21 protein-coding genes and 1 pseudogene are annotated in these 20,130 nt (G+C 71.9%); 14 read left to right on the forward strand and 8 right to left on the reverse strand.

The annotated features are described in order from the left end of the window. Positions 1-39 precede the first annotated feature (39 nt). A pseudogene (locus tag AB0I23_RS13190) lies at positions 40-669 on the forward strand (phosphoribosyltransferase); the annotation flags it as partial. 5 nt (positions 670-674) lie between these two features. Here AB0I23_RS13190 and AB0I23_RS13195 read toward each other — a convergent pair. Next, on the reverse strand, positions 675-986 hold the full coding sequence (locus tag AB0I23_RS13195; RefSeq protein WP_359109324.1) for a glycosyltransferase: 312 nt from the start codon (positions 984-986) through the stop codon (positions 675-677). Between the two features lie 280 nt (positions 987-1,266). Here AB0I23_RS13195 and AB0I23_RS13200 point away from each other — a divergent pair, with 280 nt between their 5' ends. From AB0I23_RS13200 to crcB, 4 genes are all read left to right on the forward strand, one after another. Beyond that, positions 1,267-2,781: a glycosyltransferase family 39 protein gene (locus tag AB0I23_RS13200; protein ID WP_359109325.1), complete on the forward strand. Its 1,515-nt coding sequence runs from the start codon at positions 1,267-1,269 to the stop codon at positions 2,779-2,781. Between the two features lie 180 nt (positions 2,782-2,961). Beyond that, positions 2,962-3,456 carry a fluoride efflux transporter FluC gene (locus AB0I23_RS13205; protein WP_359109326.1) on the forward strand — a complete coding sequence of 165 codons (495 nt, stop codon included), beginning with the start codon at positions 2,962-2,964 and terminating at the stop codon, positions 3,454-3,456. After that, positions 3,453-3,815: a DUF190 domain-containing protein gene (locus AB0I23_RS13210; RefSeq protein ID WP_359109327.1), complete on the forward strand. Its 363-nt coding sequence runs from the start codon at positions 3,453-3,455 to the stop codon at positions 3,813-3,815. Before AB0I23_RS13205 ends, AB0I23_RS13210 begins: the two co-directional genes overlap by 4 nt. Next, positions 3,812-4,186 carry a fluoride efflux transporter CrcB gene (gene crcB / locus AB0I23_RS13215; RefSeq protein WP_359109328.1) on the forward strand — a complete coding sequence of 125 codons (375 nt, stop codon included), beginning with the start codon at positions 3,812-3,814 and terminating at the stop codon, positions 4,184-4,186. The genes AB0I23_RS13210 and crcB overlap by 4 nt, the downstream gene beginning before the upstream one ends. A gap of 195 nt (positions 4,187-4,381) precedes the next feature. Here crcB and AB0I23_RS13220 read toward each other — a convergent pair whose 3' ends face one another. The 3 genes from AB0I23_RS13220 to AB0I23_RS13230 all read right to left on the reverse strand — a co-directional run bounded on the left by AB0I23_RS13220 (position 4,382) and on the right by AB0I23_RS13230 (position 7,032). Then, on the reverse strand, positions 4,382-5,845 hold the full coding sequence (locus tag AB0I23_RS13220) for a DEAD/DEAH box helicase (protein WP_359109329.1): 1,464 nt from the start codon (positions 5,843-5,845) through the stop codon (positions 4,382-4,384). 323 nt (positions 5,846-6,168) lie between these two features. Further along, positions 6,169-6,372, reverse strand: coding sequence for a cold-shock protein (locus AB0I23_RS13225; RefSeq protein WP_015609674.1), 204 nt, complete (start codon positions 6,370-6,372; stop codon positions 6,169-6,171). A gap of 324 nt (positions 6,373-6,696) precedes the next feature. Further along, the gene (locus AB0I23_RS13230) at positions 6,697-7,032 is read right to left on the reverse strand and encodes a MerR family transcriptional regulator (RefSeq protein ID WP_359109330.1); all 336 of its coding nucleotides are present in this window, start codon (positions 7,030-7,032) and stop codon (positions 6,697-6,699) included. 572 nt (positions 7,033-7,604) lie between these two features. On the opposite strand from AB0I23_RS13230, the gene AB0I23_RS13235 reads away from it, so the two are divergent. From AB0I23_RS13235 to AB0I23_RS13255, 5 genes are all read left to right on the forward strand, one after another. After that, entirely contained in the window at positions 7,605-8,081 is a 477-nt protein-coding gene (locus AB0I23_RS13235; RefSeq protein ID WP_359109331.1) for a hypothetical protein, read from the forward strand. A 6-nt stretch (positions 8,082-8,087) separates the two neighbouring features. Next, positions 8,088-8,660, forward strand: coding sequence for a toxin (locus AB0I23_RS13240; RefSeq protein ID WP_359109332.1), 573 nt, complete (start codon positions 8,088-8,090; stop codon positions 8,658-8,660). A gap of 36 nt (positions 8,661-8,696) precedes the next feature. Further along, entirely contained in the window at positions 8,697-9,953 is a 1,257-nt protein-coding gene (locus AB0I23_RS13245) for an MAB_1171c family putative transporter (protein WP_359109333.1), read from the forward strand. Next, positions 9,950-10,555, forward strand: a complete 606-nt coding sequence (locus tag AB0I23_RS13250) for a hypothetical protein (protein ID WP_359109334.1) — start codon at positions 9,950-9,952, stop codon at positions 10,553-10,555. Before AB0I23_RS13245 ends, AB0I23_RS13250 begins: the two co-directional genes overlap by 4 nt. Positions 10,556-10,784: 229 nt before the next feature. After that, positions 10,785-11,846, forward strand: a complete 1,062-nt coding sequence (locus tag AB0I23_RS13255; protein WP_266983974.1) for an NAD-dependent epimerase/dehydratase family protein — start codon at positions 10,785-10,787, stop codon at positions 11,844-11,846. On the opposite strand, the gene AB0I23_RS13260 is transcribed toward AB0I23_RS13255, so the two are convergent. Together AB0I23_RS13260 and AB0I23_RS13265 are read right to left on the reverse strand one after the other, a co-directional pair. Beyond that, positions 11,836-12,987 (reverse strand): sensor histidine kinase, encoded by a 1,152-nt coding sequence (locus AB0I23_RS13260; RefSeq protein ID WP_359109335.1) that lies wholly within the window; start codon positions 12,985-12,987, stop codon positions 11,836-11,838. The genes AB0I23_RS13255 and AB0I23_RS13260 overlap by 11 nt on opposite strands. Next, positions 12,984-13,769, reverse strand: a complete 786-nt coding sequence (locus tag AB0I23_RS13265) for a response regulator transcription factor (RefSeq protein WP_359109336.1) — start codon at positions 13,767-13,769, stop codon at positions 12,984-12,986. The genes AB0I23_RS13260 and AB0I23_RS13265 overlap by 4 nt, the downstream gene beginning before the upstream one ends. Before the next feature lie 114 nt (positions 13,770-13,883). On the opposite strand from AB0I23_RS13265, the gene AB0I23_RS13270 reads away from it, so the two are divergent. The 3 genes from AB0I23_RS13270 to AB0I23_RS13280 are packed head-to-tail and all read left to right on the forward strand — an operon-like array spanning position 13,884 to position 16,092. Then, entirely contained in the window at positions 13,884-14,618 is a 735-nt protein-coding gene (locus AB0I23_RS13270; RefSeq protein WP_436846928.1) for a glycosyltransferase family 2 protein, read from the forward strand. Beyond that, complete coding sequence (locus AB0I23_RS13275) at positions 14,615-15,262, forward strand: TIGR04282 family arsenosugar biosynthesis glycosyltransferase (RefSeq protein WP_359109338.1); 648 nt, start codon at positions 14,615-14,617, stop codon at positions 15,260-15,262. Before AB0I23_RS13270 ends, AB0I23_RS13275 begins: the two co-directional genes overlap by 4 nt. Continuing rightward, complete coding sequence (locus AB0I23_RS13280; protein WP_359109339.1) at positions 15,259-16,092, forward strand: class I SAM-dependent methyltransferase; 834 nt, start codon at positions 15,259-15,261, stop codon at positions 16,090-16,092. The genes AB0I23_RS13275 and AB0I23_RS13280 overlap by 4 nt, the downstream gene beginning before the upstream one ends. A 337-nt stretch (positions 16,093-16,429) precedes the next feature. On the opposite strand, the gene AB0I23_RS13285 is transcribed toward AB0I23_RS13280, so the two are convergent. Continuing rightward, the gene (locus AB0I23_RS13285; protein WP_359109340.1) at positions 16,430-17,782 is read right to left on the reverse strand and encodes a molybdopterin-dependent oxidoreductase; all 1,353 of its coding nucleotides are present in this window, start codon (positions 17,780-17,782) and stop codon (positions 16,430-16,432) included. A 222-nt stretch (positions 17,783-18,004) separates the two neighbouring features. Here AB0I23_RS13285 and AB0I23_RS13290 point away from each other — a divergent pair, with 222 nt between their 5' ends. Further along, positions 18,005-19,351, forward strand: a complete 1,347-nt coding sequence (locus tag AB0I23_RS13290; protein WP_359109474.1) for a hypothetical protein — start codon at positions 18,005-18,007, stop codon at positions 19,349-19,351. A gap of 386 nt (positions 19,352-19,737) precedes the next feature. On the opposite strand, the gene AB0I23_RS13295 is transcribed toward AB0I23_RS13290, so the two are convergent. Continuing rightward, the gene (locus AB0I23_RS13295; RefSeq protein ID WP_359109341.1) at positions 19,738-20,127 is read right to left on the reverse strand and encodes a YunG family protein; all 390 of its coding nucleotides are present in this window, start codon (positions 20,125-20,127) and stop codon (positions 19,738-19,740) included. Positions 20,128-20,130: the final 3 nt, after the last annotated feature.

Genomic DNA, 20,130 nt, shown 5'->3' on the forward strand with positions numbered 1-20,130 from the left:
ACGTGGCCTCTGTCTCCCCTGGGTCGGGGGTGAACCACCGTGTTGTTCACCGATCGCACGGATGCGGGCAAGCGGCTCGCCCAGGCGCTCCGGCATCTGCAGGGGGAGGAAGGGCGGGAGAGACCCGTCGTTCTGGGCCTGCCCCGTGGCGGGGTTCCGGTCGCCGCGGCGGTGGCGACGGCACTCGGCGCACCCCTCGACGTGATCGTGGTCCGCAAGCTCGGCGTCCCGTACCACCGTGAGCTGGCGTTCGGCGCCATCGGCGAGGGCGGAGTGCGGGTGATCAATGAAGACGTCGTACGCCGCGGAGGGATCAGCCCCGGGGACATCGCGTCCGTCGAGCGCGCCCAGAAGGCGGAACTCACCCGGCAGGCACGGCAGTTCCGGGGCGACCGGCCGCGGTTGGAGCTGGCCGGCCGTACCGCGATCGTGGTCGACGACGGGGTGGCGACCGGCGCCACGGCCTCGGCCGCCTGCGAGGTCGTACGGGCACAGGGCGCGGCCCGGGTGGTGCTGGCGGTTCCGGTGGCGCCCGCGGACACGATCGCCTGGCTGCGCAGGCAGGCGGACGAGGTGGTCTGCCTGTCCACGCCGGCCCTCTTCTCGGCCGTCGGCGAGTGGTACCGGGACTTCTCCCAGACGTCCGACGAGGAAGTTCTCGCCCTGCTGAACGCTTAGGGCCTGTCCGCACCGCCGCACACCACGTCGTGGCGTCGTGGCTGCTCAGCCACCCCGCTTGCCGAACCGCAGCTTCCACGGCGCCACCGCCGACTCGATCCGCACGCGCAGCCCGAGCTTCGACTCGCCGTCTCGGCCGCGAGCCGGTCCGCGACGTCCCCCGTACCGTCGGGCGAATTGTCGTCCACCACCGGAATGCGCAGGTTCGGTACATGCAGATCCATGAGCAGATCGACGAGGACCGGCAGATTCGTCCGTTCGTTGTAGGTGGGGACGACCACCACAATCCTCGGGGAAGTCTTCACCACGACCGTTCCCTTGCGCTCTCTCGTGTTCTCGGGGGTTCCCGGACGTTCTCAAGTGTTCTCAGACGTTCTCGGGTGTTCTCCGGTGTTCCGCGCCCCCGATCCGCGCGAGCCCAGCACCCGCCCCGTGCGCCTGAATGGGGGAATCACAGCACTCTCCGGATTTCCCTCCCTCCTTCCCGGCACCTTGGGTACGCTGACGAGCGGAGCCCCGGAGCTCTATGGACCTCTTCCGTCGCCGAATCGGAGCCGTGCCATCAACCACCCGCAGGGCCCGGTCGATTTGAGCGCGGCGGCAGATTCCGGGGGCCGTTCCGGACCGGATCCTGAAGGCGGCGCCGACCATCGCACCTCATACCGCTACGGGTTATGGCCCGCGCTGCTGGCACTGGTTGTGGGTCTCTGGGGGATTCGTCGCGAGAACACCATGTGGCGCGACGAGTCGGTGACGTACCAGGTCTCGCACCGCAGCCTCTCCGAGATCTGGCATCTGCTCGGCACCGCCGACGCCGTGCACGGGCTCTACTACTTCTTCATGCATGGGCTGTTCGCCGTGGGCGGCGACGGACTGCTGCTGCTCCGGCTGCCATCCGTACTCGCGACGTCCGTGTCCGCCCTGCTCGTGGCGTCGACCGGAACCCGCCTGGCGGGCCCCCGTGCCGGACTTCTCGCCGGTCTCTCCTTCGCCGTCATCCCCGTCGTCCAGATGTACGCGCAGGAGGGCCGCTCGTACGCCATGGTGTGCGCGCTGGTCGCCCTCGCCACCTGGCTGCTCGTCGGCGCCGCCGACGATCCCTCGCGTCGGGGCCTGACTGCCTACGGGGTCGTCCTCGCCCTCGCCGGGTGGCTCCACGAGTTCGCGATCCTGGCCCTGGTGGCGCACGGCCTGACGCTGTATCTCTGGCGCCCGCCCCGCCGGGTGCTGCGGTCCTGGGCGGTGGCGGCCGTGCTGCCCGTGGCCGCGGTGGCTCCGCTGACCCTGTTCTCCCTGAGCCAGTCGGGACAGGTGTCCTGGATCGGGTGGCCGCATCCTGACGAGTGGCTCGTGATCGCGGCCGTCACCCTTCTCGGTCTGCTCTGCGCCGCGTACGGGACGAAGCAGACGGGCGCGGCCGGCCGGCCCCGCGCTCTCCGACTGGTGCGGCTGGCCCTCCCGCTGCTGATCCTGCCCACGGCCGCGCTGCTCCTCGCGTCCCTCCACGAGCCCATGTACGTGGATCGCTACGTCCTGTACTCCCAGCTCGCCCTCGCCCTGCTCATCGGATTCGCGGTGGACCGGCTGTGGGACGCCGCCGGACGGACTGCCCGGCCGGCCGCGCCGCGGCTGCGTGCCGTGATGTTCGGCATCGCGGCGGCCGGTACAGCCGTCGCCCTCCTCCCGGTAACGCTTCAGATGCGCACCCCCGACAGCCGCAAGGACAACGTCACCGCCCTCGCGGCCCACGCACGGGCCCTGGCGTCGGACGGCGCCGGTCTGCTCTTCATGCCGTCACGGCGAAGGGAATGGGCCCTCTCCTACCCGGACGACTTCCGGGGCCTGACCGATCTGGCACTTCTGCGGACCCCCCGCGACGACAACACCCTCGAAGGCACCGAGGATTCGGCCGACCGGATCCGGGCTCGCCTGCGCGGGTTCGACCGGGTCGTGGCGCTCAGCGATCCGCCGGGGCAGCCGGAGGACGCGCTGCCCGAGGAGGCGGTCAAGCGGGACGTGCTGCGGACGGAGTTCGTCGTATGCCGACGGGTGCAGGACAAGGGGGGCCGGGTCACGCTGTATGCGCGGCCCGGCAGGTGCTGACCTGCGGCGGGCGGAGCGTTCGGCCGGGCGATAGTCTGGTGCGAGCAGGGACTGGTGACGGTTGCTGCGCGGCGGTGGGGCCCGCCGTACCCGAACCGCGGCAGCAGTGCCGCCAACGGTCCCTACTTGCGGTGGAACGTGCTCGTGTCCGGGCACCCAGCAGGTAGGAGACACGCGTCCATGGGAGCCCAGCAGCCCCGAGCAACCCCCGTGACGGATGAGCCCGGCGGCACCGGGCGCGTCGTGCCCGTACCCGGCCGGCGCACCCGGCGGCCGGGCGGACAGTGGCCCGTCCTCGGCGTCATCGCCCTCGGCGGCGCCGTCGGAGCGACTGCCCGTTACGGTGCGTCGCTGATCTGGGACACCCCGCCGGGCGGCTTCCCCTGGACCACACTGGTCGTGAATGTCCTCGGGTGTGCGGTGATCGGCGTGTTCATGGTCCTGATCAGCGACGTATGGGCGGCACACCGGCTGGTGCGCCCGTTCTTCGGTACAGGGATGCTGGGCGGGTTCACCACGTTCTCCACGTACGTCGTGGACATCGGACGGCTGGTGGACGGCGGTCGGGCCCGTACCGGCATCGCGTATCTCGGACTGACGCCGCTGGCGGCGCTCGCCGCGGTGTGGAGTGCGGTGTGGGTGACCCGCCGCGTGCTGGCGTGGAGGCAGCGATGACGAGGGAGACGGAGCCGGCCGGGGCGGCCGAGCGGGGACTGCGCCTGACGGTCCTGGTCGGGGAGTCCGACGTCTGGCACCACCGCCCCGTCTATACGGAGATCGTGCACCGGGCGCACCGTGCCGGGCTGGCGGGTGCGAGTGCGTTCCGTGGCATCGAGGGGTTCGGCTCCTCGTCGCGGATCCACACCCAGCGGCTGCTGTCGCTGAGCGAGGACCTGCCGGTGGCGGTCGTGATCGTGGACACCGAGGAGCGGATCCGGGCGTTCCTGCCGCTCATCGACGAACTGATCGGGGACGGCGTCGTCGTCCTGGACGCGTGCGAGATCGTTCGCCGCGGCCGGGAGGAGAGCCGGTGAACTGGCTGCTGGTGATCGTCGGCGCCGCGATCGGCGCCCCGCTCCGCTATCTGACCGACCGTGCGGTCCAGTCCCGGCACGACACGGTCTTCCCGTGGGGAACGTTCGCGGTGAACGTGGCCGGGTCGCTGCTGCTGGGGCTGCTGACCGGCGCGGTGGCGGCCGGTGCCGCCTCGTCGCAGGTTCAGTTGCTCGTCGGGACGGGGCTGTGCGGCGCGCTGACGACGTATTCGACGTTCAGTTACGAGACGCTGCGGCTGGCCGAGGACGGGGCGAAGTTCTACGCGGCGGCCAACGTCGTGGCGAGCGTGGTGGCGTCGCTGGGCGCGGTGTTCGCCGGGTTCGCGGTCGCCGAGGCGCTGTGGCAGTGACACGCGATCACTCCCGTGTACGTCAACGGTTGTGTCGTCGCCCGCAACCCCCGCCACCCGCACCGCCGAGCAGCCACGGCAGGGCTGCTGTGGCTGCTGGGCGGATACGAGTACGACGGTGGGCCCGACCCGTCGACGCACGACGGGACCGGCCATGTGCGGGTCGTCGAACGGACCCGCCCGCCCCGGCTCCGGTCAGGCGGTGCGGCGCGCGGGTGCCGAGCGGCGATTGCGGCGGCCGCGGGACGACGAGCCGCCGGTCCTCGGACGCTCCGTCGTCGGCGTCGTGATCGTGACGGGCACACCCGAGGGCGCCTGCGCGCCCGTGATCCGGTTCAGCTCGGCCTCTCCGGAGCGGACCTGGGCGATCTTCGGGACGATGCCCGCGTCGGCCATCAGGCGCGTCATCTCGCGGCGCTGACCCGGCAGCACCAGCGTGACGACGGAGCCGGACTCACCGGCGCGGGCGGTGCGGCCGCCGCGGTGCAGGTAGTCCTTGTGGTCGCTCGGCGGGTCGACGTTGACGACGAGGTCGAGGTTGTCGACGTGGATACCGCGGGCCGCCACGTTCGTGGCGACCAGCACCGTGACATGTCCGGTCTTGAACCGGGTGAGGGTGCGGGTGCGCTGCGGCTGCGACTTGCCGCCGTGCAGGGCGGCGGCCCGTACACCGCTGTTGAGGAGGTGGTCGGTGAGTTTGTCCACGGCGTGCTTGGTGTCCAGGAACATGATCACCCGGCCGTCGCGCGCCGCGATCTCCGTCGTGGTGGCGTGCTTGTCCGCGCCCTGGACGTACAGCACGTGGTGTTCCATCGTCGTCACCGCACCGGCCGCCGGGTCGACGGAGTGGACCACCGGGTCGTGCAGATAGCGGCGGACCAGCAGGTCGACGTTGCGGTCCAGTGTGGCCGAGAACAGCATCCGCTGCCCCTCCGGCCGCACCTGGTCGAGCAGCTCGGTGACCTGCGGCATGAACCCCATGTCGGCCATCTGATCGGCCTCGTCGAGGACGGTGATGGAGACCTGGTCCAGTCGGCAGTCGCCGCGCTCGATGAGGTCCTTGAGCCGGCCCGGCGTGGCGACGACGACTTCGGCGCCACCGCGCAGCGCGCCGGCCTGGCGGCCGATCGACATGCCGCCGACGACGGTCGCGAGGCGCAGCCTCAGCGACTTGGCGTACGGGGTGAGCGCGTCGGTGACCTGCTGGGCCAGCTCCCGGGTCGGGACGAGGACCAGGGCCAGCGGCTGGCGGGCCTCGGCGCGCCGTCCTGCGGTGCGGGCCAGCAGGGCGAGGCCGAAGGCGAGCGTCTTGCCGGAGCCGGTGCGGCCGCGGCCGAGCACGTCGCGCCCGGCGAGCGAGTTCGGCAGGGTGGCGGCCTGGATCGGGAACGGCTCGGTCACGCCCTCGGCGGCGAGCGCCGCCAGCAGGGGCGCGGGCAGGTCCATCAGGTCGGCGAAGGCCTCGACGGCGGGCAGCGCCGGAGTGATGGTCTTCGGCAGGGCGAACTCGCCCTGCTTGGCAGCGGGCCGGCGGCCGTAGCCACCGGAACGATATCCGGAACCGGAACCGGAACCGGAGCGGTAGCCGGAACCGGAACGGCTCGGGGCTCCGCTGCGGTTGCCGGAGTAACGGTCGTTCGTGCGAGCTGAGCGGTTCAAGGAGAACCCTTCCTCGATATGGCGCGTATCGAGGAATTCCGCGCGGCTGTGAGGCGGCGCGGAATCGCAAGAACGGGCCGATGACATACGTGGACGAAGCCCGGCTGCGAAAAGTGAGCCGTGTCCGACACGGTGGATGGTGAACCGTGTCCGTCGCAGGGACTGGGGCCGGCACACGGGTGCGGCCCGGACAAGCAACGAGCTGGGCCCGGCGCATGGGTGCGGGCCCGGAAAAAGCAACGAGCTGGGGCCCGCACCCGAAGGTGCGGGCCCCAGCTGCGCAAGTGCGTCTCAGCGCGTCAGGCGCCGGAGCATCTGCAGGATCACGCGGGGGTGATGTTCTCCGCCTGCGGGCCCTTCTGGCCCTGCGTGACGTCGAAGTTCACCTTCTGGCCCTCCTGCAGCTCACGGAAGCCACTCGCGGCGATGTTCGAGTAGTGGGCGAAGACGTCAGCGCCGCCACCGTCCTGCTCGATGAAGCCGAAGCCCTTTTCCGCGTTGAACCACTTGACGGTGCCAGTAGCCATGTTTTATCTCCTTCTGGGGCAGTGCCCGGGGACCCGCACTGTGCCGGTCCCGCGTCGCCGCAATGATTACCCCGTCCGGAATAATGATGCCGGAAATACAAAAGCGCACCCATCAGCCAATTGTGGAGACAAGAGCACTTGGAGTTTTGGGAACCACAACTGCAACTGCTCCCAACCGTAGCACGATGGAAGCGGGCGCGCACGGCACGTAATTACACTCCGCCCGGTAGGCCATAAACCCTCATCGCGCATTGCACAAAATCCTGTGCTTGCGGCATCAGATATTCGCCCTCAGGCGCGGAGCCCCGGCGCCGGAAACCGGCCTCAGGACCCCGCATCCGCCACCGGCCGACGCAGCTCCGCGTTGAGGCGGAGGGCCTCTTCGAGCTGGTCCTCCAGGATGACGATGCGACAGGCGGCCTCGATCGGCGTGCCGCCGTCGACGAGTTCGCGGGCACGGGCGGCAATGCGCAACTGGTAGCGGGAGTAGCGACGGTGGCCGCCCTCGGACCGCAGGGGCGTGATCAGGCGCGCTTCGCCGATCGCCCGGAGGAAGCCGGGCGTGGCGCCGATCATCTCCGCAGCTCGGCCCATCGTGTAGGCGGGGTAGTCGTCGTCGTCGAGCCGGTCGGTGGCGTGCGGCGGGATTCCTTGGGGCATTTGCACCTCTTCCGGGCCCGCGGAGAGAAGCGACTGAAGGTTTCTCCGACGTCGTTGACCGAAAAGAAACCCTCATGGTGCGAGCCATCATCTCTATGGTAGCCGCGATAGATTTCCCGGACCGGACAGGGGAGATTACCCGCCGCGCCCGAACATGAGTACGAATGACGTCCGGGATGGACACAGCGATCAGTCGGCCAGTTGATGGCGGCGTGATCAATGGCCATAATGCAGGAGTAGCCCTTCACGCATCCCCCGTCGTGAAGGGCTACGACGTGTTGCGGGCCCGACGGCCCGCCGGCCCGCGAAGACATGGGCGCACGACGACTTCATGGGCAAGGGACTCCCCTCGTGGTCCCTTGCCCATGTTTTTTCGAGTTAACAGTGACGTAGAGTGTTTATGCAAGCCCACTCCTGACAGCGGAGCAAGGTGTTCCGCCATGTCTCGCCCGCCTCCCCACGCTGCGGCCCCCTCATCCGGGTTGGTTACAGTACGAGCCCGTTGACCGGATCCAGGCAGGCGCAGCGTCTCAGGGGCGCGCGTGCCGGCGGACGTGAACGTGGGGGCCCCGATGGGCAACGGAGAAGAGAGCGCGCCGGAGCTGCGGACGCTGCAGCAGAAGGTCGAATACATGGTGGAGGAGACCTTCCCCGGCCAGAAGATCTCCGGGCGGGTCTTCGCGGACCTGGTCAGGGAACGGGGCAGCTCGCTTTCGCACAGCTACTTTTCCAACATCCTCGCCGGGAAGGTCACCCAGCCGTCCGAGGACATCCTCAAGGCCCTCGGACTGGGCTTCGGCGTCGACTGGCGCTTCTTCAAGGAGGAGTCCGAGGTCGTCGACGACGTCGTCGCCGGACTGCGGTTCCTCGCCAAGCGGCGCACCGGGGAGATCAGCGGGCTCGCCGGACGCGGCCTGGCCGACGACGGTCTGCCGCCGGAACTGCTGCAGTTCGCGCTCTCGCTCCTGGAGGACTCGAAGAACCGGCCCGGCGCCCCCGCCGACGGCGAGGGCAGCGGTTCCGCCGCCGACGGCCCATCGGCGCAGTAGGCCGCCGTGTCCCTGCGCAAGCTGCGGAAGGAGTGCGAGGCCGGGCTGGCCGACCTCCCCTTCCCCGCACCGTTCTCGATCGCCGGCCTGGTGGCCAACATGGAGGCGGCCCGCGGCCGCACCATCGTGCTGCACGAAATGCCCGACCGGCTGGCGCGCGTCAATGCCGCCTGCGGTCTGCGCCTCGCCTCCGGCTCGACCAGCTTCGTGCTCTACCGGCGGCGCCCGACCGCGTACCAGACCCAGCACGTCATCCTGCACGAGCTGTGCCACGAGTGGTTCGACCACGGCACCTCGCTCGACGCGGACCGGCTCCAGCGGCTGCTGCCCGTCTTCGACACGTCCCTGATCTCCCGGGTCGTGGACTCCGGCTTCGCCGACGCACTGCGCGCGGGCGACTCCACCGTCCAGGCCCGCGCCCGGTACGACACGCACGACGAGCGGATCGCCGAGTTCGGCGCCTCGCTCATCCCCCGCATGGCCAGGGATGTGACCAGTGACGACATGGTGGGACGCCTCGCCAATTCGCTGTCGCGCCCGGTCGCGCACCGCCGCCGCGGACTGTTCCGCCGTACGTGACCCCGTCTCCTTCCCCCCATCCAGAGGAATCCCGCCGTGACCCCGCTCGACCTCGCCGGCTATCTCATAGCCGTCCTGATGACGGCTGTCGCCGTGTGGCGCATGCCGGCCGCCCTGTGGGGCGACGAGGAGGACAAGCGTCGCCGCGCCCTGTGGGGCTGCTACGCCGGATTCGCCGCCGCCCTGTGGACCAAGACCCAGGTGGTGCGGATCGGGCTCAACGACAGCCCGGTCACTGACCTTTCGGTTCTGATCAAGCACTACACGGCGACGATCGCGATCCTGGCGATCCTCAGCTACATCGTCGCCATCTACGGCCAGTACCCCGACGCCGGTGACATCCCGCGGCACGTCCGGTTCGCCCGGGCGGTCCAGCAGGTGGCGGCCAAGGCGTCCGTCGCCACGCTGATCCTGCTGACGGTGCTCTTCTTCACCGCCGTCGACCGTTCCGTGCCGTCGGACCGCTTCGTCGCCGACCATGCGGGCCAGTGGGGCGCCACGCTGTACATGAGCGTGTTCTACCTCTACCTCGGCGCCGCGTCCGCGGTCTGCGCCTACCAGTGGGCGCTGGCCACGGCCGGTGCCGGGCTGCGCCATCTGCGGGTGGGGCTCGCGATGATGACGTTCGCGATGTTCATCGGGGTCGCCTACACGGTCAGCCGCACCCTGTTCCTGTGGGTCAGCGTCGTCGACCAGCCGAGCGCCGCCTTCGCGCTGGAGTTCGACGAGGTCACCGAGGCCGCGCAGGTGGTGCTGTTCGCGTTCTTCGCGGTCGGCGCTTCCGTCCCCGCCCTCAGCAAGGGGCGGCGCCGGGCGAAGCTGTGGCGGGCCCAGACCCGACTGCACGCGCTCTGGTACGAGTTGATGACGGCGTTCCCCGGCCAGCCGTTCGAGCCCCCGGCCTCGCTGCGCCGCGAACTGACCCGGTTCGACACCCCCGCGGATCTCCGGATCGACCGGTGGGCCGCCGATATCGCGGACGCGGTCGAGAAATTGCGCCACTACGTACCGGACAGCCTGCTCCCGGCCGCCGCGGCAGCTGCCGCGGCCGACAGCCCTGCCCGCGAGAAGGCCGGTCCGCTCGCCGACGCGCACTGGATCAAGGCCGCCCTCACCGCGATGAACACCGGCGCTCCCGCCGGGAGCGCCGCGGCGGTCGGCACCCAGCACGCCACCGACCAGGACGGCGAGGTGGCGTGGCTGGTGCTGGTGGCGACGGCCTACCGGACCGTCACCGAGGACCGGGCCCGGGACGTACTGGCGGCTTCGGCGGCCATGGAGAGGACGGCATGACGACCACCGGTTCGGCCACCGGCTCCGACACGACGACGACCTCGACCGCCCGCGCGGTCACGGACGCGCTGCAGCCCCGCAACCTCCTGCTGGCCGGCATGCTCGCCATCGGGCTGGCCGCCGCCGGCCACTGGACCGGTCTGCTGTGGGGCCTGCTCGGCGCCCTGTGCGCCGGGATCGTCCCGGCCGGATACATCGAGTGGGAGCGGGGGCGCGGCACCTGGGGCGACCGGCATGTCGTCGACCGTACGAAGCGCGCACCGATCTTCCTCGTCATCCTCGGCTCGATCGGCGCAGGCTCGGCCGTCATGGTCCTCGGGCACGCGCCCACCGGGATCCTGGTGGCGATGCTGGCACTGTGGGCGATGACGGTCGTGCTGCTGGCCGTCAACACCGTCTGGAAGATCTCGGTGGACGCGTCGGTCGCCTCGGCGGTCATCGCGCTGCTGGCCGCGGTCCACTCGCCGTGGTGGCTGCTCGCGTACGCGATGACGGTCGCCGTGTGCTGGTCACGGGTGGCGCTCGGCTACCACAGCGTCGCCCAGACGGTGGCGGGCTCGGCGCTGGGCGCGGGAACGGCGGCCACGTTCCTGCTCGTCTGACGGCCACTGTCCCCTCCCGGCAAGCTCTGCCCCGTCGCACCGCCCAGCACGCCCGCTCGCCGCGTTGGCCAAAAGCCCTGGTAGCTCCTTCCCCAAGCTCTCAACTCCGTTCGAGCAGGGGAGACCCATCCAATGTCCCGGCCCGCCGCCGCCCGTTCGGTCTGACGATTCCGTGACGTGCCCGCACGGCGCCGGGCCCGAGCCGGTGCCGCGACCTAGCGTGACGGACATGCGTGTACTGCTCACCGGCGGAGCCGGTTTCATCGGGGGACACATCGCCGGGGCACTGGCGGCGCGGAGGCACGAGGTGGTGGTGTTCGACGCGCTGCTGCAGTCGGCACACGGCGTGGGCGCCGCAGGCGGCCGGGACGGGCTGATCCTTGCCGATGTCCGGGACCGGGCGGCGGTGGCCGATGCGCTGCGGGGCGTCGACGCGGTCTGCCATCAGGCCGCGATGGTCGGTCTGGGCAAGGACTTCGCGGACGCCCCGGAGTACGTCGGCTGCAACGACCTCGGGACCGCCGTCCTGCTGGCGGAGATGGCCGCGGCCGGTGTGCGGAATCTGGTGCTCGCCGGGTCAATGGTCGTCTACGGCGAGGGGCGGTACGACTGCCCCCGGCACGGGCGGATCCGGCCCGGGCCGCGGGCCGTGGACGATCTGGCGGCGGGCCGGTTCGAGCCGCGCTGCCCGGACTGCGGGGCGGAGCTGACGCCGGGGCTGGTGGGCGAGGACGCGCCCACCGACCCGCGCAATGTGTACGCGGCGACGAAGCTCGCCCAGGAACATCTGGCCGCCGCGTGGGCGCGGGCGACGGGCGGCCGGGCGGTGGCCCTGCGCTACCACAACGTGTACGGGCCGGGGATGCCGCGCGACACCCCGTACGCGGGGGTCGCCTCCTTCTTCCGCTCCTCGCTGGAGCGGGGCGAGGCGCCGCAGGTCTTCGAGGACGGCGGTCAGCGGCGGGACTTCGTCCATGTACGGGATGTGGCGGCCGCGAACGCGGTGGCGCTGGAGGCCGTGGGGGGACGCGGGGCGGGGAGTTTCGCCGCGTACAACACGGGGAGCGGGGATCCGCACACGATCGGCGAGATGGCGGCGGCACTGGCGTCCGCGCACGGTGGTCCGGCACCGGAGATCACCGGCGGGTACCGGCTCGGAGACGTACGCCATGTGACGGCGGACTCGCGACGGCTGAGGGAGGAACTGGGCTGGCGCCCGGAGGTGGGGTTCGCGGAGGGGATGGAGGAGTTCGCCGGGGCGGCGTTGAGAGGGGCGGTCGCTACCGGTTGACCGGCGGCCGCTCCGGCTCCGGACGGCCCGGCCGGCGTGCCACCGGAAGCGTGACCTCGAAGCAGCAGCCGCCCCTCACATTACGGACCTCCGCCCGGCCCTCGTGCGCCTCCACGATCCCCCGCACGATGGCCAGCCCCAGCCCCGCCCCCGCCGGAGGCGTACGCGCGTGGCTGCCGCGCCAGCCCGTGTCGAAGACCCGCGGCAGATCCGCCTCGGGGATGCCCCCGCAGCCGTCCGTCACCGACAGCACCACCGCGCCGTCGGCGCGCTGCGCGGCCACCGCGACCGTGCCGTCGGCCGGGGTGCGGCGGATCGCGTTGATCAGGAGGTTGCCCAGGACCCGGCTCATCTCCTTGCTGTCGACCTCCACGGGCACCGGGTCGATCCGGTCGCCGACCAGCCGGACCCCGTGCTCCCGCGCCAGCGGGTCCGCCCCTGCGAGGGCGTCGCCGACCAGGTCGTACACGGAGATGCGGGCGGGGGTCAGGGTGAGCGATCCGGCGTGGATCCGGGAGAGTTCGAAGAGGTCGCCGACCATGTCGTTCATCCGCTCCACCTCGGTCCGTATCTGCCGCAGGTAGCGGCCGGAGTCGGCGGCCATGCCGTCCTCCAGCGCCTCGGACATGGCCCGCAGCCCGGCGAGCGGTGTCCGCAGATCGTGCGAGATCCAGGCGACGAGTTCGCGACGCGAGGTCTCCAGTGCGCGTTCGCGCTCCCGGGAGCTGTCGAGCTTGGCGCTGGTGGCCGCCAGTTCCCTGGCCAGAGAGGCGAGTTCGGCGGTCGCCTGTTCCTCGGGGGCGGCGAACGTACCGCCGTCGCCGAACGAACGGGCCGCAAGCGTCAGTTCCCTGCTTCTGGCCGCCACCCAGCGTCCCAGCAGCATCGCGGTGCCGAGGGACACCACGGCGGCCATCGCGACGACGGTCGTGACGACGGCCAGGTCGTGCGGCGACAGGAACATCGCCCAGGCGACCGCGAGGGTCCCGGCGAGCATCGCGCTCACCGCGACGGCGGCGACGACGGTCAGCGACACCACGAGCGAACGGTGCCGGAACAGCCGCAGGACCAGCGCGCCGAGCAGTCCGGCTGCCGCGGCGCCCAGGAAAGCAAAAAGGGCGATGAGGAGGAGGTCGGTCATGAGCCGTCCGCCGCGCCCCCGGCCGTCGTCCCTTCGGCCGCCGTCCCCCCGGTCAGGTCCAGGCGGTAGCCCACACCCCACACCGTCTGGATGAGCCTCGGACGGCCCGGATCCGCCTCGGCCTTGCCCCGCAGCCGCCGCACATGGACCGTCACCGTCGACAGGTCACCGAAGTCCCAGCCCCAGACCTCCCGCATCAGCTCCTCCCGGGTGAACACCTGCCCGGGGTGGCGCAGAAAGAACGCGAGAAGATCGAACTCCCTCAAGGTGAGGGCCAGTTCATGACCGTCACGGGTCGCGCGGCGAGCCGCCGGGTCAAGACGGAGTCCGGCGCCCTCCAGCGGGGACCGGGCGGAGCCCGCGGCGGGCGGCGCGGACCGGCGCAGCACGGAGTCGACGCGCAGCACGAGCTCACGCGGACTGAACGGCTTGGTGACGTAGTCGTCCGCGCCCGTCTCCAGGCCCAGAATGCGGTCGTCCTCGTCCCCGCGCGCCGTCAGCATGATGACCGGCACGGGCCCGTGCGCCCGTATCCGGCGGCAGACCTCGAAGCCGTCCATGCCGGGCAGCATCAGATCGAGGACGACCAGGTCGGGCCGACGCCCGGCGAAGCACTCCAGCGCCGACGGACCGTCACCGACCCGACGGACGTCGTAACCCGCCCGGTCCAGGTAGCCGACGACCACCTCGGCGACCGTCGGATCGTCGTCGACGACGAGGACATGACCGCGCGGCGCGCCGGGGGCGGGTCCGGGACCCGGGGAGTCCGGGATGTTCTCCATACGGTCACCTTGGCATCCCGGCCACCGGGTCGGGCACTCGGCGGTCCGCCGAAGGGTCGACGTCCGTCTTCCGTAAGAACCTGAAGCCCGAAATGCCGGTTTTCGCTCCGTAGTGTGAGCGGGGTGACCGACTCCTACTCCGCCCGCTCCCCCCACGCCGACGTGGTCCTCCCCTGTCTGGACGAGGCCGCCGCGCTGCCCCGGGTGCTGGGCCGAATCCCGGACGGCTGGCGCGCCGTCGTCGTCGACAACGGCTCCACCGACGGATCGGCGGAGCTCGCCCGCTCGCTCGGGGCGACCGTCGTGCACGAGCCGCGACGCGGCTTCGGCGCCGCGTGCCAAGCCGGACTGCTCGCCGCCGAGGCGGAGTTCGTCTGTTTCTGCGACTGCGACGGTTCCCTCGACCCGGGTCTGCTGCCCGGCTTCGTACGCCGGATCGCCGACGGCGAGACCGATCTGCTGCTGGGACGCCGCCGCCCCGAGGGCCGTGGCGCGTGGCCGCTGCACGCCCGCGCCGGGAATCTGGCGCTGGCCCGGATGGTGCACCGCCGGACGGGACTGCGCCTGCACGACCTCGGCCCGCTGCGGGCGGGGCGCCGGGCGGACCTGCTGGCGCTGGAGCTCACCGACCGGCGCAGCGGCTACCCGCTGGAGATGGTGGTGCGTGCGTCGGACGCCGGGCTGCGGGTCTCCGAGACCGATGTCCCGTACCTGCCGCGTACGGGCAGGTCCAAGGTGACCGGCACCTGGCGGGGGACCTGGCATGCGGTGAGGGACATGCGCGCGGTCCTGCACAGGCCGCCGGAACGGACGACCGCGGGGACGGCCCGGCGGGAGGCGTCCCGGTGAGCGTGCCCGGACCGACCGCCCTCCTCGTCATCGCCAAGGAACCGCTGCCGGGACTCGTCAAAACCCGGCTCACCCCGCCGTTCACCCCCGCCGAGGCGGCGCAGCTCGCCGAGGCGGCGCTCCGTGACACGCTGCGCACGATGCTCTCGCTGCCCGCCCGGCGGCGCGTACTCGTGCTCGACGGGCGGCCGGGGCCCTGGCTGCCGGCCGGCGTCGACGTGGTGGCGCAGAGCTCCGGCGGACTCGACGAGCGGCTCGCGGCGGCGTTCGCCGGCTGTACCGGTCCGGCCCTGCTCATCGGCATGGACACCCCGCAGATCACCGCCGCCCATCTGGCACCCGCCCTCTCCCCGGACGCCTGGGACGACTGCGACGCCTGGTTCGGCCCCGCCGACGACGGCGGCTTCTGGGCACTCGGCCTGGCCGCCCCCGACCCGGCCCTGGTGCGCGGCGTGCCCATGTCCGTCCCGCAGACCGGTGCGGTCCAGCGGCGGCGTCTCGTCGACGCCGGACTGACCGTGCGCGATCTGCCGCGGCTGCGGGACGTGGACACCGCGGCGGACGCCGCGCACGTCGCCGCCGCCGCACCGCGGGGGGAGTTCGCCGCTGCGCTGGCCCGGCTGACCGCGGCGGCGGCCCGATGAGCGTTCCGGACCGCGGCGCCACGAGCACGGCAGGTTCCGAACGGGAGGACCTCGCCCCGTGGTCCACCGACCCCTACGCCGATGCGCTGCGCAACGGCCACGGCCCGCTCTTCCTCCGCCGTACGGACGGCTGGCTGCTGCCCCTGGACGTCGAGCGCTGGTGTGCGGAGGCCGACGCCGCCGACCTGTCGGCGCTGCGCCGCTGCGAAGGGCCGGTCCTCGACATCGGGTGCGGTCCCGGCCGCCTCGTCGCGGAACTGGCCTCCCGCGGCCACCGCGCACTCGGCATCGACGTCAGCGCCGCCGCCGTCGCCCGCACGCTCCGGGTCGGCGGCTCGGCGCTGCACCGTTCCGTCTTCGACCCGCTTCCCGGCGAGGGCCGTTGGGGCACCGCGCTGCTGATCGACGGCAACATCGGCATCGGCGGCGACCCGCACGGTCTCCTGCTGCGCACGGCGGACCTCCTCGCCCCCGGCGGGCTCCTCGTAGCGGAGACGTCGCCGCTGGACATCGACGAACGGGTGCTGGTCCGGTTGTACGACGGTCGCCTCGCACCGGAAGGAACCGGCGGGGAGGGCCGGGCCGCCGCCGGGGGCGCGCTCTTCCCCTGGGCCCGACTCGGCACCCCGGCCCTGCTCCGGTACGCGCAGCCGAACGCCTGGCGGGCCGTCGATCAGTGGGTGGCGGACGGCCGCCCCTTCATCGCCCTGCGCCGCACCCGGAGGGTCCGGACGCCCAGCCAGAACGCCGACACCGCGAACAACGCCGCCGTGATCAGGAGCCAGTTCCCGAGGAACACATCGGGGGAGAGCCCGCTCGCCGGCTTGTAATGGGTCGCGTGCCTGCTGATCAGCGGGAACCACATCAGCAGGAGCAGCCCGGAGAGAAAGGCGGGCACGCGGACGAAGTTGACCAGCCCTGAGCGCGGTCCCAGCACCGCGCGTACGGCCCGGTCCGCCGTCGCGTACACCGGCAGCAGCACGAGGTCGTGCACCAGCGCCGAGCCGACGAACCACACCGCGACACCGAACGTGTCCCCCTCCAGCAGCCGCACACCCGCGTAGCCCGCGAGGGCGAACGTGGCAGCCAGGAGCAGGAGATGCAGCGGCCCTTCCCCGTACCAGCGCGTGAAGACCGCTGCGGACCGGGGGCCGTTCGTCTTCCGCATCACAGCTCTCCGAACGTCAGCCGGGTCACCCATTTGGTGTTGAGCACGCCGGGTGCGGCCGGGACGATGATCCGCGCCGGATACCCGTGGTCGGGCGACAGCGTCTCGCCGTTGACCTCCAGCGCCAGCAGCGAGCGCGGGTCACGCACCTGGTTGTCGCGGAGCGCGGCCTTCCGGAACGGCCCGCTGCGCTGCACGGACTCCACGAACACCCCCGGCGGCCGGTCCGGATACCCGGCGAGCGCCGCCAGATCCCGCAGCCGCACCCCGCGCCACCACTGGTCCGCGGTCGACCAGCCCTCCACGCACGCGATCGGCAACGCGGCGCTGTACTGGTCCATGGCCAGAAGCTGTTCCCGGGTGAACGCGAGCTCTCCGGCGGGTCCGCCGACGGTCAGCCGCCACCGCTCACCCGTGTCGGCCGGGGTGATCCGGACGGACGCGGCCGTCTTGTTGATCTGGAAGCCGCCTGGCCCCGTCCCGGGGTCGGCGACCCCGCGCGGGGTGAGGAGTGCGGTGCTGCGCAGCGCGTCGAAGCTCCGGCCCACCGAGGTGACCAGCAGGAGAAGCGACCCGGCGCCCACCATGGCGAAGGCGCCGCGCCGGGAGATGGTCGGCGTATGCGGGGCGGGGGACGCCAGCTCATCGGTCTCACCCCGCAGTTCACCGCTGCGCAGCACCCGGACGGCCCGCGGGAGCTTCAGCCCGACGTGGGCGACGAACCCGGCGAAGAACACCCACGCACCGTAGAAGTGCAGCGGATAGAACGACCCCGGGAACACGTACTCCACCTGGATGTTGAGCAGCCCGGTGATGAACTCGAACAGCGCCCCGCCGACGAGCAGCAGCAACGACACCCGTTCCAGGGCGTGCCCCACCGACCGGGCCGGCGGCAGCGCGAAAAGCTTCGGGATCACCGACCACAGCTTCGCCAGCAGCACCGGCACGAGCACGATGCCGCCCGTGACGTGCAGCCCCTGTGTCAGCCGGTACAGCCAGTGCGGTCCGGTCGGCCAGGCGAACAGGTAGAACCCCAGCACCCCCTTGCCCGGCGTCTTGTCGTTGACCGGCGCAAGATCCGGGTTGTACGCGGCGTACGACAGCAGCCCCGTCACGAACACCAGCGTCAGCCCGACGAGGAGGACGAGCCCGAGCACCGCCGTGAACCGGACGCCGCGCACGGGGCTGCGCCAGAACCCGGGGGAGGAGGGCAGCCGGTCCGTGGTCCGGAGCCGTTCGAGAACGGCCGGGACCCGCCCCGCGGACGGTCCGTCATCCGATGGCCCGGCACGGCCCGTCCCACCGACGCGGAACGGGAACCGGAAAGCTCTGTTGTGACGCCTGTCGCCCATGTCCCGACGCTAAGCCCAAGGTCTCGGGCCGCAGCGCGTACGACTCCTGACGAAACTCTGACGTCACTCCCGATGACCGCCAACCGGGCCAAGATCTGACAGTTCGATGACGCGCCCCGGTGGCACCGCCCGTCATCGCCCCGCCCTGCATAGCGTGCCTGTGTGAAGACCGAGGAGCACGTGAAACGCGAGCAGCGCACCGCCGGCCGCAACCACCGCGCCATGGGCCGACGCCTCGACCTGATCGCCGCCGCCGCCGGTGTCCTGCTGGTCACCGCCGCCGTGCTGATCGGCCGGGCGATCCAGGACGCCGACGGCAGCCTCTTCGTCCACTGGCCGCCCCTGCTGGCGTCCTGGTACCCGCACACCGGCCCCGGCACCCCGGCCGCCGTGGTCGTCGCCGCGGCCGTCGTCGCGTACGGGCCGGTCCTCGCCGACCGGCTGCCCTGGCGGGGTCTGCTCGCGACCGCGTGGGCCGCCTCCCTCGGCTGGATCTTCTCCCTGGCGATGATCGACGGCTGGGGGCGGGGCATCGCCGAACGGCTCACCACGAAGCATGAGTACCTGCAAGTCATCAGCCGGTTCGGCGATATCGGCGCGGCGCTGCGCGGATTCGACACGCACATCCTGATCGGCCCCCCGGGCAACTGGCCCGCCCATGTCGCCGGTCATCCGCCGGGCGCCACACTCACCTTCGTGCTGCTGGACCGGATCGGGCTGGGCGGCGGGGGCTGGGCCGGTGTCTGGTGCATCGTGCTCGGCGGCTCGGCCGTCGTCGCCGCCCTGATCACGGTGCGCGCCCTCGCCGATGAGCGCCTCGCCCGCCGCGCCGCCCCGTTCCTCGTCCTCGCGCCGATGGCGGTCTGGACCGGCGCCTCGGCGGACGCCTGGTTCGCCGCGGTCGCCGCGTGGTCGGTCGCCCTCCTCGCCCTGGCCTCAACCCGGCGGACCCGGCCGGGCCGTGCCACCGCGGCCGCCCTCGCCTCCGGCCTGCTCTACGGCCTGACCTGCTATCTCTCGTACGGCCTGACGCTCATCGCGCTCCTGCTCCTCGCCGTCCTTCTCCTCGCCCGTACCGCGCGCCCCCTTCCGCTTCTCCTGCTCGGGGCGCTCGTCGTCCCGGTCGCGTTCACCCTGGCGGGCTTCAACTGGTGGGAGGGATACCGGCTGCTGGTCGAGCGCTACTACCAGGGAGCGGGTGGGATCCGTCCGTACGCCTACTGGGTCTGGGGGAACCTCGCGGCCACCACGATCGCCGCCGGTCTCGCCACCGTCGCCGGTCTCCGCCGGGCCGCGGCCGGTGCCCCCTCCGCCGTCCGCACCGTCCGCACCGGCGCCACCTCCGCACCGCAGCGGCTGAGCCTCCTCGCCCTGGCCGCGCTCCTCGCCCTCCTCGTCGCGGATCTGTCCGGGATGAGCAAGGCCGAGACGGAACGTATCTGGCAGCCGTTCGTCCTCTGGCTGCTGCCCGCCGCCGCACTGCTCCCCCCGTCCACCCGACGCGGCTGGCTGACCGCGCAGGCGGTCGTCGCCCTGCTCGTCAACCACCTGCTCTGGACCGGGTGGTGAGTTCGGGAAGCACGTTGAACCGATCACGCACGGGGTTCACAACTGCTGGGCAAGCACAACGTTGTGGCGAACATGGACACGATGGGGTGAACGGTGTGACGAGCTGCGGGTACGCCCGGCGGGGTGTGCGTAGCGTTCCCGGTGCGCTCTGGGACGCCGGGTGTGGCGTCAGCAGTCGGGGCCCCCGTGTCACCGGAGAGATGGTTCGGGGCCTCCGCGTCACCTCTGGCCACACCCACATGGCCAGGTCGTAGGGATTCCGCCCGCCGGTATGGACACGGGTCCGGCCCCGGACGTCGACCACACCGGACTGTTCGGCATCACCAGCCTGGAACTCGGCTGACCGACGGATGCCCTGACCGCCGCCCCCCGGCCGCTGTCCGCCCCTACCGCCCGAGCCGGTCCAGCACCCGGCCGCGCAGCAGCTCGTACTCCTCGCGCAGCCGTACGATCTCCGCCGGCCGGGGTATCACCGTGCCACCGGTGACGATCTCCTCCGGCCCGAACTGCTCCCGCGTGAGGTCGATCTCCACACCCATGCCCAGCCGGTTCCACCAGTGGAAGTCGGTGCGCTCACCGTCGACCCGGACCTCGCCGCGGATCAGCTCGCCACCCAGCAGATCGTTGAGCACGAGGGCGGTGACCCCGCACTGGTCCCGGGCCGGGTTGTCCGCAGTCCAGTGCGGCCGGTGGCCGGGCGTGGCCGTGTCCGCGCCCCAACCGGCGCGGACAGCGGCTTCGACGTCGGCGAGCAGCAACGGCTTCGAGGTCTCCATGAC

The sequence above is a fragment of the Streptomyces atratus genome (assembly GCF_040655115.1).
Taxonomy (GTDB): domain Bacteria; phylum Actinomycetota; class Actinomycetes; order Streptomycetales; family Streptomycetaceae; genus Streptomyces; species Streptomyces atratus_D.

Bases quoted from the DNA above. Each gene is read 5' to 3' on its own strand.
- AB0I23_RS13205 (WP_359109326.1), top strand. From the start codon at position 2,962: ATGGGAGCCCAGCAGCCCCGAGCAACCCCCGTGACGGATGAGCCCGGC.
- AB0I23_RS13210 (WP_359109327.1), top strand. From the start codon at position 3,453: ATGACGAGGGAGACGGAGCCGGCCGGGGCGGCCGAGCGGGGACTGCGC.
- AB0I23_RS13225 (WP_015609674.1), bottom strand. From the start codon at position 6,372: ATGGCTACTGGCACCGTCAAGTGGTTCAACGCGGAAAAGGGCTTCGGC.
- AB0I23_RS13230 (WP_359109330.1), bottom strand. From the start codon at position 7,032: ATGCCCCAAGGAATCCCGCCGCACGCCACCGACCGGCTCGACGACGAC.
- AB0I23_RS13235 (WP_359109331.1), top strand. From the start codon at position 7,605: ATGGGCAACGGAGAAGAGAGCGCGCCGGAGCTGCGGACGCTGCAGCAG.
- AB0I23_RS13250 (WP_359109334.1), top strand. From the start codon at position 9,950: ATGACGACCACCGGTTCGGCCACCGGCTCCGACACGACGACGACCTCG.
- AB0I23_RS13255 (WP_266983974.1), top strand. From the start codon at position 10,785: ATGCGTGTACTGCTCACCGGCGGAGCCGGTTTCATCGGGGGACACATC.
- AB0I23_RS13260 (WP_359109335.1), bottom strand. From the start codon at position 12,987: ATGACCGACCTCCTCCTCATCGCCCTTTTTGCTTTCCTGGGCGCCGCG.
- AB0I23_RS13265 (WP_359109336.1), bottom strand. From the start codon at position 13,769: ATGGAGAACATCCCGGACTCCCCGGGTCCCGGACCCGCCCCCGGCGCG.
- AB0I23_RS13280 (WP_359109339.1), top strand. From the start codon at position 15,259: ATGAGCGTTCCGGACCGCGGCGCCACGAGCACGGCAGGTTCCGAACGG.
- AB0I23_RS13285 (WP_359109340.1), bottom strand. From the start codon at position 17,782: ATGGGCGACAGGCGTCACAACAGAGCTTTCCGGTTCCCGTTCCGCGTC.
- AB0I23_RS13290 (WP_359109474.1), top strand. From the start codon at position 18,005: ATGGGCCGACGCCTCGACCTGATCGCCGCCGCCGCCGGTGTCCTGCTG.
- AB0I23_RS13295 (WP_359109341.1), bottom strand. From the start codon at position 20,127: ATGGAGACCTCGAAGCCGTTGCTGCTCGCCGACGTCGAAGCCGCTGTC.